This window comes from Peptoniphilus lacrimalis DSM 7455, from assembly GCF_000378725.1.
Classification (GTDB): domain Bacteria; phylum Bacillota; class Clostridia; order Tissierellales; family Peptoniphilaceae; genus Peptoniphilus_A; species Peptoniphilus_A lacrimalis.
Genome location: NZ_KB900370.1, coordinates 54,827 through 67,641, shown reverse-complemented (window position 1 = coordinate 67,641; position 12,815 = coordinate 54,827). Strand labels below are relative to the sequence as shown.

10 protein-coding genes are annotated in these 12,815 nt (G+C 29.0%); 1 reads left to right on the top strand and 9 read right to left on the bottom strand.

Annotated features, from left to right (window positions below):
• Positions 1-12 precede the first annotated feature (12 nt).
• Positions 13-708, bottom strand: coding sequence for a cysteine hydrolase family protein (locus F594_RS0104280; protein ID WP_019034667.1), 696 nt, complete (start codon positions 706-708; stop codon positions 13-15).
• A 164-nt stretch (positions 709-872) separates the two neighbouring features.
• On the opposite strand from F594_RS0104280, the gene F594_RS0104275 reads away from it, so the two are divergent.
• Positions 873-1,412 (top strand): helix-turn-helix domain-containing protein, encoded by a 540-nt coding sequence (locus F594_RS0104275; RefSeq protein ID WP_019034666.1) that lies wholly within the window; start codon positions 873-875, stop codon positions 1,410-1,412.
• An 88-nt stretch (positions 1,413-1,500) separates the two neighbouring features.
• On the opposite strand, the gene F594_RS0104270 is transcribed toward F594_RS0104275, so the two are convergent.
• The 8 genes from F594_RS0104270 to F594_RS0104235 all read right to left on the bottom strand — a co-directional run bounded on the left by F594_RS0104270 (position 1,501) and on the right by F594_RS0104235 (position 12,801).
• Positions 1,501-5,526, bottom strand: a complete 4,026-nt coding sequence (locus F594_RS0104270; RefSeq protein ID WP_019034665.1) for an FtsX-like permease family protein — start codon at positions 5,524-5,526, stop codon at positions 1,501-1,503.
• A gap of 7 nt (positions 5,527-5,533) precedes the next feature.
• Positions 5,534-6,235: an ABC transporter ATP-binding protein gene (locus F594_RS0104265; protein ID WP_019034664.1), complete on the bottom strand. Its 702-nt coding sequence runs from the start codon at positions 6,233-6,235 to the stop codon at positions 5,534-5,536.
• Positions 6,236-6,406: 171 nt separating this feature from the next.
• A complete protein-coding gene (gene smpB / locus F594_RS0104260) occupies positions 6,407-6,868 on the bottom strand; it encodes an SsrA-binding protein SmpB (RefSeq protein ID WP_019034663.1) in 462 nt (153 codons plus the stop codon).
• Positions 6,849-8,963 carry a ribonuclease R gene (rnr, locus tag F594_RS0104255; protein ID WP_019034662.1) on the bottom strand — a complete coding sequence of 705 codons (2,115 nt, stop codon included), beginning with the start codon at positions 8,961-8,963 and terminating at the stop codon, positions 6,849-6,851. Before rnr ends, smpB begins: the two co-directional genes overlap by 20 nt.
• The gene (locus F594_RS0104250; RefSeq protein ID WP_004824416.1) at positions 8,960-10,132 is read right to left on the bottom strand and encodes a D-alanine--D-alanine ligase family protein; all 1,173 of its coding nucleotides are present in this window, start codon (positions 10,130-10,132) and stop codon (positions 8,960-8,962) included. Before F594_RS0104250 ends, rnr begins: the two co-directional genes overlap by 4 nt.
• Positions 10,133-10,136: 4 nt before the next feature.
• Entirely contained in the window at positions 10,137-11,669 is a 1,533-nt protein-coding gene (locus F594_RS0104245) for a UDP-N-acetylmuramoyl-tripeptide--D-alanyl-D-alanine ligase (RefSeq protein WP_019034661.1), read from the bottom strand.
• 3 nt (positions 11,670-11,672) lie between these two features.
• Entirely contained in the window at positions 11,673-12,446 is a 774-nt protein-coding gene (locus F594_RS0104240) for an alpha/beta fold hydrolase (protein ID WP_019034660.1), read from the bottom strand.
• Positions 12,439-12,801 carry a hypothetical protein gene (locus tag F594_RS0104235; RefSeq protein WP_019034659.1) on the bottom strand — a complete coding sequence of 121 codons (363 nt, stop codon included), beginning with the start codon at positions 12,799-12,801 and terminating at the stop codon, positions 12,439-12,441. The genes F594_RS0104240 and F594_RS0104235 overlap by 8 nt, the downstream gene beginning before the upstream one ends.
• Positions 12,802-12,815 lie beyond the last annotated feature (14 nt).

Below are 12,815 nucleotides of genomic sequence, written 5' to 3'. Positions count from 1 at the left end.
AACAGCACCTAACTATGATTTTTTAATTAACTCAATTGCATCATTCGTACTCATTACATAGGTATAAATTACATTCATTATAGTGAGTTCTTGTTTGTGTAATTCCATATCAGGTGCTGCGCATGCATCATGAACAGTTATAACTTTGTATCCAGCATCGGCCAATCCTCTAACAGTTGAAGCAACACATTGATCGGTTACTATCCCACATACTACAACAGTTTCAATTCCCATAAAATCAAGTAGTTGAAGATAGTTAGTACCAGTTGTTACAGAATCCGTTGTCTTATTAACCACTATTTCGTTTTTTATTGGAGTTAATTCATCAACCATCTCAGCTGAATATGAATTAACAGGCATTAACATATTATTCCATCCTTCTGATTTCTGAACTGGTGATCTGTCTTCACCATCTTCACGTAAACACGCTATCCTTCCAAAGCTTACAGGCATTTTTTCTTCTCTGAAAAAATCCAACATTTTTTTTGCATTTGGTATTGTAATATTTTTTAAGCGTTCATAGTGAGGCTTCCATTTTTCCCAAGTACCTTGGATCTTGAATTCCAATGCTTCTCCAAAATTTTCTAAGCAAAATTCATTTTGTAGATCTATAATCAATAACATAGTCTTTTCTTTATTGATTATTAATTCCGGAAAATCTTCAACATCATCATAATAAAATGATAAAAATTTTCTATCAAGTTTCATTTCTCTACCTCCTAAATTAATATTAATAATATTTTATGTACTTTAAATATTATTAATATTATTATATCAATACCAATAATATTGTCAAGCTTATTATATTTTAAATCTAAAATATTTTTTTATTTTTAATCCATAATATTCTTATTAAATACTGGAGGATAAACGTGAATAATAAAGATGAAAATATTTTAATACTAGAAAAAATTGGAAATAACATAAGAAAAGAAAGAATTGCTAAAAATATGTCATTAAAGGAATTGTCTCAAAGTCTCAATATGTCATATGCTACTGTTCAAAAATATGAAATAGGTAAGATAGAACCAAGCATTATTATGATAATAGATATTGCAAGGGTGCTTAATATAAATGTGTCTAGATTGTTAAAAATTGATATTGAAATTGATATAAGTGAATCGGAATTAAAGTCAGATATTAATTATATAAAAAATATTTTGGAACAAATATTGATTAATAATAACAATCTGAATATAACTAAATATAAAGAATTTGTTAATAAAACTTCTGCAGAAAAACTTAATTATTTTTTTACACCAGTGAATTGTGAAATTATATTTATTGACAATAAAATTAAATTGAAGACGAAAAATGGTATTTTTGATATTAAAGAATCTGATATAGAATTTATCTATGAAGAAATAAAAAATTTTATCGAATTTAAACTCTTAAAATATGAAAACAAATAAATACTTTTATTTATTTCTATATGTGTAATGCTCATAATAAAAAAATAGGGAGTTTATTATTCTCCCTTTTACCTCTATTTTTATTTGTTTATTCATTAGACTTTAATGATTCTACCATATCTATTTTTTTGATTTTGAAGTGGAAGATTATCATTATAAATATTGTTATAAATAAAGTTATAAGGCTTGCATAAATGTAGGAAACTACAACTAAATGTTCAGACAGCATTACATAGTAAGGAACTACAATTTGCAGGATAAAATAATGAAGAAGTTTACCAACAATTAATCCAATGACTATTCCCAAAAAGGTTAAAATAAAAGTTTCCCTATAAACATATGCTGTAGTTTCTTTTGCATAGAAACCTAAAACTTTTATTGTGGCTATTTCTCTTCGCCTTTCTTCAATATTTATATTAGTTAGATTGTATAAAACAACTATAGCTAGAAGTGAGGACATTATTACAATAATTCCTTCAACTTTTTCTATTGAATATAGGAATTGATTCAAGGCTTTTCTGAATATATCTGCTCCCACAACTGAAGTGACGACTTTATAATTTATGACTTTGTTTTTTAAATTTTTCATTTCTTTGTCATTTAAATTTTTAATAAAGTCTGTATTTGTCGTAAATTTTTCGCCCTTAATTTTTTCATAATAATCCTTATTCATAAAAATATAATGAGTGATATACATTTCACATATATCTTTTACTTCTACTTCAAATTCGTTATCATAGGCATCTCTTATTTTTAGAATATCACCTTTTTTTATATGCAAAAGTTTTGATAGTTTTTGAGAAATTACCGCTCCTCTTCCGTCTAGATTTATTGCCTTTCTTGTTTTAGGATTTCTGATAGAGAAGAATTTAGAAAATTCATTAATATCAGAGGGAACTATAAGATTAAGGCTTTGGTCCATTTTAGGATACTCCACTGTAAATTGTTCTTGGTAAAACTTTCCCCTATCTAGGGAAGAATTATTTATAAATTCCTTATAGTTTTTAAAATCATCCTCATCAATATCCCTATCATAAGAAATTGCTAAATCATATTTAATTATTTGTGAAAATTGTAAATCTTCTATATCTTCTACTGAGCCTTTGATTCCAAAACCCAAGACCAATAAGGCAGTGCATCCCATTATGCCAATTACAGTCATAAACATTCTTTTCTTAGAGCGGAAAAGATTTCTTGCTGTAACCTTAAATAAAAAACTCATTCTCTTCCAAATAAAGGGAAATCTTTCCAATAAAATTCTGTTTCCTATCTTTGGAGGTTTTTGTCTTAATAGACTTGCGGTATTTTCACGAAGAGAATTGTTAGCTGTAAAAATTGCAGCTAAGGCTGTAAAAATAAAACCAACAATTATGGCAAATAATATTTTTAAAGGATAAGGACTAATAATTAGATTGCCTTCAAAAATACTATCAGTAGAATAAGCATTTCCAATAACATAGGTTAATATATAAGATCCTGAAATTGCACCGATCGATCCTCCAATTATTGAAGCCAACGCCCCATATATAAAATATTTTTCGGAAATTTCTTTATCTGTGTAACCAAGTGCCTTATAAGTTCCAATTATTGTTCTCTCTTCTTCCACCATTCTAGTCATAGTTGTAAATGAAACCAAAAGTGCAATAGCAAAGAAAAATATTGGAAATATTAAAGAGAGTCCATCAATTCTTTTTGAATAATCTATATAGGTATTTACATCTACAATCTGATATCTAGGGCTTATAGAATATCTCGGTTCTTTTATAATATTTAAATATCTCTTACCCTTATCTATATCATTTTCAGCTTTAGATATTTTTTCTTCAGCATCTTTTGATTTGTCATTAAATTCGCTTTGTCCCTTTGCTAAATCTTTTTTTCCTTTATATAATTTATATTTGGCATCATTTAATTTATTTTGTCCAACTTGTATCTCTTTATCGAAAGTTTTTTGACCTTCAACAAATGCCTTTTGACCTTCATCATACTCCTTTTTACCAGATTCGTATTTAGCTTTACCTTCTACATATTTATTATAATTTTCATCATATTTTTTTAGGCCTTCATCGTAATCTTTTTCACCTTTTTTAAGCTTACTTTCTCCTTCGTCTAAATCTTTTTTAGCTTTTATAAGCTCTTCTTTTCCTACTTGTATTTTTTTTCTATTATCTTTTATTTTTTCTTCATTTTTGGCATATTCAGCCTCTCCAGCCTCGGCTTCGCTTATACCTTCTTGGAGCTGTTTTTCTCCTTCTTCAAGCTGGGTCTTTGAACTGTCAAGCTTAGCTTTAGCTTCAATTAAAGTCTTTTCACCTGTTTGAATCTTAGCGACTCCATCCTTAGCTTGAGATAATTTTTCCTTTATAGAATTAATATCGCCAATATTTCCTATTCCTGGAAGGATTTTATCAAGTTCTGCAAAGTTCTTGTCAATTTCTTCCTTTGTTTTTTTAAGGGTTTGGAGCTTAAGATTTTCTTTTGCTAAATCTGCATTTATCTGATTTTTTTGATTTTTTAAAGATTCTAATTTATTGGAAAGCTCTTGCTTTTTTTGAACATCATTTTCGTCTGCAATCTCTTTATTTAATGATTCAATATCAGCTTCAATTTTATTTTTTTGATTTTGATAGTTTTCTATATTTTTTTGAGATTGAGAAATTTGTTCATCAATGCCTTTACTTTGATCTATCAAGGGAGATAATCTGTCTAGGGCTGATGACATTGTAATAATTAGACTTTGAGCTTGGTCATAATTTACATTTGATATGCCCATTTTGTTGAAAGTTTCAACAATCTTTCCCTTTGACTCTTCAAGCTTTCTTTTCCCTTCAGTATATTCTTGTATGCCTTGTTCGTATTTTATTCTACCTTCTTGAAGTTTTATTTTTGATTCTTCAATTTTTTTCCAACCATCATCAAGTTTTTTTCTGCCATCTGCAAGCTGTTTTTCACCTTCACTTAAAGCCTCTTCTCCCGCCTTAAGCTGACCCTTGCCGTTTTCATATTTTCTGTAGCCATCTTGTAATTTTTCTCTATTTTCATCAATTTGGCTTTTGGCATCGTTAAGGTCTTTCTTTCCATTATCAAGTTTCTTCTTGCCTTCTTTTAAGTCTTTATCAGCTTTATTTAAATCGCCTTTTGCCTTAGATAATTTATATTTTGAATCTGTTAACTTGTCTTGTCCTTCTTTTTTTTGACTTTGAAATTCTTTTAGACCTTTTTCATATTGGTCTTGACCTTTTTTTAAATCATTCCTGCCTCTTTCAAGTTTATCCTTGGCGTTTATAAGCTGCATTCTGGCATCGGCTATTTTACCTTCGCCGTTTTTTATATCATCAGAAATATTACCCTTTATTTTTTCTAATCTGTTGGAGGGTCTATATCTCATATCAATTTTTAAACTTTGAAATTTAGAAGATATTAAATTCTTATATTCTTTATCTGAAGTATCATATTTTTTTGAATCTTTATAAATAAGTCTAGCAATTGTTGGTTTATCATTAAATTCACCAGCATCAATATAAGCAAAACCTTGAATTTCTCCAAGACCTCTTTGAGAATATCCTCTGGTCCTGTTCATTATATAATCAAGACTATTACAAAAGCCTGAAACCTCATAGCTATAATTTTTAAGCTTGCTTTGCCCTTCATTTTCATCCATCTTGTTAACTTCTGTTGCAAAAGAAATTTTATCTCCAATTTTATATGAGAGTTCCTTTAATCTTTTGTCTAAAAGAATTTGACCTTTTCTTGGAGGCTTTCCTTCAATAATATTAGGCATATTTATCTTCAAGGGCATATTCATAACTTTAATGACTTCTGTACGTCCCTTTATAGATAAATCAATATCATAAGCATATTCAAGCTCATCAAGCCCATCTTGATTTTCAATAATTTTCATATCTTCGTCTTCTAAGCCTGATGGTGCACTAACATATATATCTTGATAATTAGATTTATTTATGGCTTTATCTAGCGTCTTTCTCATTATAGGTCCTGTACAAATAAGTCCTATTAAAACAAAAACTCCCAGACCCACTATCAAAAGTATTGAAATAAACCTTGAAAAAGTGTTTTTAATTTCTTTAAAATTATCTTTTTTACTTGCTTTCAAAAGATCACTACCATTCTATTTGGCTAATTTTTTTCGGCTCTTTATTTATTGAAATATTTTTTACCTTTGCATCTGTTATCTCAATAACCCTATCTGCACAAGGAGCAATAGCACTGTTGTGAGTTATAACAACCACAGTAGTATCAGTATTTCTTGTTAAATCTTGTAATAGAGTCAAAATTTGTTTACCAGTCTTATAATCAAGAGCACCAGTCGGTTCATCACATAATAAAAGTTTGGGATTTTTTGAAATTGCTCTAGCTATAGAAACCCTTTGTTGCTCCCCACCTGATAATTGTGATGGAAAATTATTTATCCTATTCTCAAGACCAACAGATTTTAAAACTTCAAGAGGATCCTTTGCATTTTTAACTATTTGAGTGGCTAATTCAACATTTTCAAGTGCAGTTAAATTAGGTATCAAATTATAAAATTGAAAAACAAATGCCATCACATTCCTTCTATATGTAGTTAATTCTCTATCTGTATATTTTGAAATTTCTTTTCCGTCTACTATAATTTCCCCATCAGTAGGCTTATCCATTCCCCCTAAAATATTAAGAAAAGTCGACTTACCTGCGCCAGATGGTCCTAAGATAATAGCAAACTCATTTTTTTCTATCTGAAAAGTCAAAGAGTCATTGGCAACAATGGAAGTTTCTCCAGCTTTGTAAACCTTTGACATATTAATAACTTCAATAAAAGCCATAGTATCACCCTGATTTAATTATAACACAGAATTTTATAAAAAATTAAACTGATAGTCTAACAGACAAAAGGAAAATATTGACTATCCATACACTTAAAAATGTATTTTTATACATTAAAAAAGAGACTTGATGATTCAAATCTCATAATTTTCAAAAAATTTATATTTAGATTAATAATCTATTTTTTCTCTCAATCTTTTTTGAACTTCTTTTTTTGCCATGTCCGCTCTTTTGTCATATAGTTTTTTACCTTTAGCTGTTGCTATTTCAGCTTTGACTCTGCCTTTACTTAGATATAGACGCAAGGGTATTATAGAATAACCTTGAAGGTTCTTTATTTTTTCAAGCTTTCTTATCTCTTTTTTGTGAAGAAGTAATTTTCTTGTTCTTAATGGGTCAACATTATAAATATTCCCTTCTTCATAGGGGGCGACATGCATATTATAAATAAACATTTCTCCATTTTTTATCTGACAAAAAGCATCTTTTATATTAGCTGAACCATTTCTTATTGATTTAACTTCTGTACCTTTAAGTTCTATGCCTGCTTCATAAATATCTTCTATGAAATATTCATGCCTTGCTTTTTTATTTTGACTTAAATTATTTGCATCAGCCTTCTTCTTTTTCATTATCATCACTTTCTAATTCAAAATCTATCTTGCCTAAAGTTAAATTTACATTTACCACTTTAATTGTAACTAAATCACCAATTCCAAAAGAATTTTTTGTATCAACATCTACCGCCCTATAATTTACGGGGTCAAATTCATAAAATCCTTTCATGGTTTTGTAAGAAACTAATCCTTCAATTAAATTTTCTAATTCTACAAAAATTCCAAAATTTGTTATTCCAGAAATAATTCCATTATATTTATTGCCGATTCTATCAGACATATATTCCGCCATTTTGATAGATTCAACTTGTCTTTCAGCTTCTTGTGCAACTCTTTCTGTCGCTGAAATATGCTCACTTATTCCTTGCAACTCATCTTTTAATTTCTTGACTTTATTCTTTGACAAATCCCCTCTCAAAAAATCTTTTATTATTCTATGAACAGTCAAATCTGCATATCTTCTGATTGGAGAGGTGAAATGAGTATAATATTGAAAACAAAGACCAAAGTGAATATCATTTTTGGGTGAGTATCTTGCCTTTGCCATAGCTCTTAACGCCATAGTTGAGATAAATAATTCTTCTTTTTTACCCTGAACTTTTTTTAGAAGTTTTTGTATATCTCTTGATTTTATTTCACTTCCAAAATTTGCCATGTAGCCTAAGGGTCTAAGATAGGAATTTAATTCTTGGATTTTTTCTTCTCTTGGTTTTTCGTGAATTCTATATAAGAATGGGATTTCAAACTTAAAAAAATATTCTGCAACACTTGTATTTGCAAGAAGCATAAAATCTTCTATTAATTTGTTGGCAGATCTTCTCTCTCTTCTTAAAATTTCTGTAGGCCATCCGTCTTCTGTTACCTTAATTAAAGCCTCTGGAACTTCAAAATCTATGGAGCCCATTTCTCTTCTTTTCTCCTGCAAAATTTTGGAAAGCTCATACATATTTTTTAATGTTTCCTCAAGTCCAATCAGAGAATCATCTGATACTCCATCCTCTAAATAATCTGAAACATAATCATAAACAAGTCTTTTTTTAGAATTAATTACTGACTCACATATTTTTTTATTAATAACTTGACCTTTTTTATCTACTTCCATTATGCAAGATAGGGTCAACCTATCTACTCCTTCATTTAATGAACATATTCCATTTGAAAGTTCAAAGGGTAGCATAGGAATTACTTTATTTAAAAGGTAAACTGAATTTCCTCTTAAAAATGCTTCTTCATCTATGGGGCTATCTTCTTTTACATAGTGAGCCACATCTGCAATATGAACACCTAAAAGATAATTTCCATTTTCTAATATTTCAAGACTTACTGCATCATCAAAATCTTTCGAATCTGCTCCATCAATTGTGAAAATTAATTTATCTCTTAGATCTAGTCTAGATTTAATTTCTTCAGCTTGTACTGAAGTTTCCAGTGATTTTGCTTCTCGTTTTACTGTTTTTGAAAATTCCATAGGAATATCAAGTGATTTTGCCACAGATAAAATATCTACATGTGGTTCATCAGGATATCCTAAAATTTCAAGGACTCTTCCTTCTGGTTTTTTGCCAGGGCTTGGCCATTTGTCTATTTTTACTAAAACTTTTTGACCATTTTTTGCTCCATTCATACGTTTTTTAGGAATATATATGTCGGTAGCAAATTTTGCATCATCTGCAACTACAAAACCAAAATTTTTTGTAGCTTGAAAAATTCCAACAACTTTTTGATTAACTCTTTCGACTATAAAAACTACTTTACCTTCTGGTTTTGAACCTGAAGAATCCTTATATTTTTTTACAATTACATCATCGCAATTTAAGGCAAAATTTAAATTTTCTTCAGAAATATAAATATCTTCGTCCAGATTTTCAGTAATTAGAAATCCAAAACCCTTTTTAGAAGTTTGGATTTTTCCAAAGAAATATGTCTTGTTGTCTACAAATATCAGCTTAGCTTTTTTGTCTTCAAAGACCAAGCCTTGTCTTTGAAGGTTTTCCAACAAAAAATAAAAATTTTCTCTATCTCTTTTTTTTATATTAAAAACTTTTGCCAAATCTTCTTTTGTCTGAGGTTTTGAATTTTTAATTACTTCTAAAATCTTTTCTTTAATCATTTAATTTTTGCTCCATAACTTGTCTTGTTAAAGAGATTTGAATCATAAGAGTACACATTTTCTTCTTTTTCTTTAAATCGTTTAATAGCAATTTCTAAGAGTTTTGTAAGTAAATCTTTAAAAGATAATCCTTCTACTTCAAATAAATAAAATGCAATAGAACCCGGCAAAGTATTTATTTCATTTACATAAACTTCATCATTTTTTAGCAAAAAGTCTATTCTTGAAACTCCTGTTGCATCAATTGCCTTAAATGATTCTTTAGCCAATTGGCAGATTTTATTATGCACTTCTTTTGACAAATCTGCAGGAAGTTTTTTCTTTTGATTTTCTTGTGAAGCCATCTTTGTTTTTGATGAACCCACATATTTATCACCATAGGTTAAAATATCTTCTGCTGTAATAGGTTCTTCACAAGCTGAAACTTTTAAATCATCTTGGTCACCTAAAACAGCAACATTTATTTCTCTATGGTCTGTAAGGCACTTTTCAACTATTATTTTCTTATCATAATTTGATGCCACTTCTAAAGCCTTAGTAAGTTCAAGAGTATCTTTAACTTTTGAAATGCCAATAGAAGAACCAAGATTAGCTGGTTTTACAATTAATGGATACCCTAATTTTTCACATTTTTTTAGAACACTTTGTAAATCTTTAAGCTCACTTCTGTAAAAATAAGTATAATCAACTACAGGAATATTATTTGCTTTAAATATATCCTTCATAATAACTTTATCCATACCACAGGCTCCTGCCAAAACTCCACAGCCTACATAAGGTATATTCATATATTCAAAAAGCCCTTGGATAGCTCCATCTTCGCCAAAAGTTCCGTGAAGGGCTGGAAATATTGCATCAATTCTTGCATAAATATAATTTTCTGTATGGGTTTTTTTAAATATTCCGCCCACTACCTTTGTAGAATATAAAAACCTATCTCCTTTTTGAGGAATTATAAAAACTTCAGTAGCTTCTCTATATTTTCCTTCTTTATAGGTCTTGAAATCTTTTAACATTTCACCGCTATAAAATCTACCTTCCTTAGATATATATATTGGAATCGGGTTGAATTGCTCCTTATCTAAATTTTCAATAACTTGAAGACCTGTGATAACTGAAACTTCATGTTCCACAGATATTCCTCCAAAAACTACAGCCACATTAAACATAAAATCACTCCTCGTTATAATTATCAGGCAAGTCATTTTCAAATAAAACTACATCGCCAGCTTTGGCGATTTCTACTAATTTACTTGTGCCATCATTAAGACTTTTTACTGTAAATATCCTATCTTCGTTAAAATTATTATCTATCAAAGCTCTTTTTATCGGAGCAGAAATCTTTTGTCCTACAAGAATTACATAATCGCAGACTTTTGCAATTTCTATACCAATTTTATAATTTTCCTCTTCTTCAATTGCTCCAAGTTCTACCATTCCTGGTGTAATAATTATTTTTTTACCTTCTTTAAATTCATCTATAACACTAAGAGCGGCACGAAAACCTACAGGATTGGAATTAAAGGCATCATCAATTACTACATATCCAGCAGGTGATGGCACAATATTTAGTCTGTGTTCCACAGCCTTAACTTTCTCTATGCCATTTTTTATTTGTTCTAAATTAAGACCTAAAACATAAGCTGCACTTGCTCCTGCAAGCAAATTAGAAATATTATGAATTCCTAAAAGAACTGATGAACAGGAAATTTCTCCTAATCCCTTTATGCCAAGAGTAAAAGTTGAACCTTTCTCATTAACCCTTATATCTTTTGCATAGACATCAAGTTTTTCTATATCCTTAATTCCGTAACGATAAGTTTTTTTCTTTGTCTTATCAGCTAAGGGTTTGACATAATCATTATCATAATTAAAAATGGCAATCCCATCTTCAGGTAAATCTTCAATTAATTCATACTTGGTATTTTGAATATTTTCTATAGTTTTAAATAGGTGCATATGAGTTGGCCCTACAGCAGTAATAATTCCAATATCAGGAGAAACAAGCTTTGCAACTTCATCAATTTCACCCTTTTGTTTTGCCCCTAATTCAGCAATAAAAACTTCATGATTTTTATCTAATTCATTATTTATTACCTTAGAAAGTCCCATGGGTGTATTAAATGATGATGGAGTATTTTTAGTCCTATATTTTTCTTTTAAAATTGTATCACTGATAAATTTAACTGATGTTTTGCCAAAAGAACCTGTAATTCCTAAAACTTTCAGTCCACTTTCCTTTTTTAGGGTCTTTATTTTTTCTTGAGCTTGAAGATAAAAACCAAGATTAATTTTTTCTTCCTTGGGTTTTCTTATAGCATTTGAAATCAGTAACAAAACATATTGGAAATAATAAATCAATAGTGAAAAAATTATTAGTCCTATAAGGCTTAAATAAGATTTTGTATTTTCATATATTATATCAGTAATTATTGCCCCTATAAGAAAGCATATGAAATTTACAAGTTTGTGAGTCTTTAAAAGCCTTTTTGCCCTGTCAGTCCATACCAAAGGAGTTTTTGACTTATAATTTTTGCTGTAGAAAAATTTACTAACATGGTCTTTATTTTCCCTTATCCAATTTTTGTATTCCTTATTATCATAACCTTCAAGTTGCAACATATGAATTGGATAATTGCTCCTGTAATAAGAAAAATATAAGCCAATACATATAATTATAAATTCGCACAAATAAAATATTATCATTTCCTATTCTCCTAAAAATGAATTAATGACAGCCCTAAAAGTTCCAAAATCATCAATATATGAAAAATGACCACCATTTAAAACCACAAGACCAGAGTTTTCTATTTCTTTTTCAAAAATTTTTCCCATATAAAGAGGTGTAGCATCGTCCTTATCTCCCCAAAGTAAAAGAGTTTGGGCTTTTATTGCAGATAGCTCTTTTAAAGTCGATTCATTCACCACTTTTACAAAAACTTTTCTCATAATCCCTTGTGAATTTTGATAATCATCAGAGCCGTGATTTTTATAAAATTTTTCCAAAGCATTTTTGTCATTTTTATGGGTCAATAAATATAATTTTTTTAAAGTTTTAAAAGTATATACCTTAACATAATATGAAAGTTTTCTTTTAGGGATAATTCCTGAGGCATCAATTAAGATGAGTTTTTCCACTAAATCTTTATCTCTTGAACCTAAAATCGTTAAAGTTTTGCCCCCAAAAGAATGACCTATGAAACTCGCCTTTTTAATATCAAATTGCCTACAAAATTCTTTCAAAAATTCATAATAATCATAAGTTCCATATACATAATCCGGATTCTCACTATCTCCAAAACCCGGTCCGTCATAAGCATAGACTGTATAAGAAGGTGGTATAGAATTAATTATAGGCATAACAGATTCTATATTTGCTCCCCAGCCATGTAGAACAAGGGCAACTTTTTCTCCGCCCTGCCTTTTAATGTAGGCTGTATCAATATTTTTAATTTTTACAAAAGATTTTTTTATATTAGTCATCATTATCTTTTTTATTATCCATTATATATAAGCCAGAAATTCCTGAATCTATAGAGTCTTTTCCTTGACTTTTTATAGAATCTTCTAAAGATTTAATTCTTGCTAGAGAAATATCTATTTTTACAATTTGATTATCTTCATTAAGGGTGGTTTCCAAATTTTTATATAGCTTGTAATGATGTGTTCCCAATTCTTTGTATAAACTGTTTAAATTTTTCTTTTCTTTTATAATCTCTAACTTAATTTTTGCTATATCTCGTATCTCTCTTGTGTTTTGTGAAAGTCTTTTTGTTATAATATTTAAATTATTTCTTATTTCATCTAAGTTTGTTTGAAAATTGTCTAAAAAACTCAAAAAATCACCCCTTA

What these genes read in the sequence shown, in the direction of transcription:
- F594_RS0104280 (WP_019034667.1), bottom strand. Translation starts at nt 708, where the DNA reads ATGAAACTTGATAGAAAATTTTTATCATTTTATTATGATGATGTTGAA.
- F594_RS0104240 (WP_019034660.1), bottom strand. Translation starts at nt 12,446, where the DNA reads ATGACTAATATAAAAAAATCTTTTGTAAAAATTAAAAATATTGATACA.
- F594_RS0104245 (WP_019034661.1), bottom strand. Translation starts at nt 11,669, where the DNA reads ATGATAATATTTTATTTGTGCGAATTTATAATTATATGTATTGGCTTA.
- F594_RS0104265 (WP_019034664.1), bottom strand. Translation starts at nt 6,235, where the DNA reads ATGGCTTTTATTGAAGTTATTAATATGTCAAAGGTTTACAAAGCTGGA.
- F594_RS0104250 (WP_004824416.1), bottom strand. Translation starts at nt 10,132, where the DNA reads ATGTTTAATGTGGCTGTAGTTTTTGGAGGAATATCTGTGGAACATGAA.
- smpB (WP_019034663.1), bottom strand. Translation starts at nt 6,868, where the DNA reads ATGAAAAAGAAGAAGGCTGATGCAAATAATTTAAGTCAAAATAAAAAA.
- rnr (WP_019034662.1), bottom strand. Translation starts at nt 8,963, where the DNA reads ATGATTAAAGAAAAGATTTTAGAAGTAATTAAAAATTCAAAACCTCAG.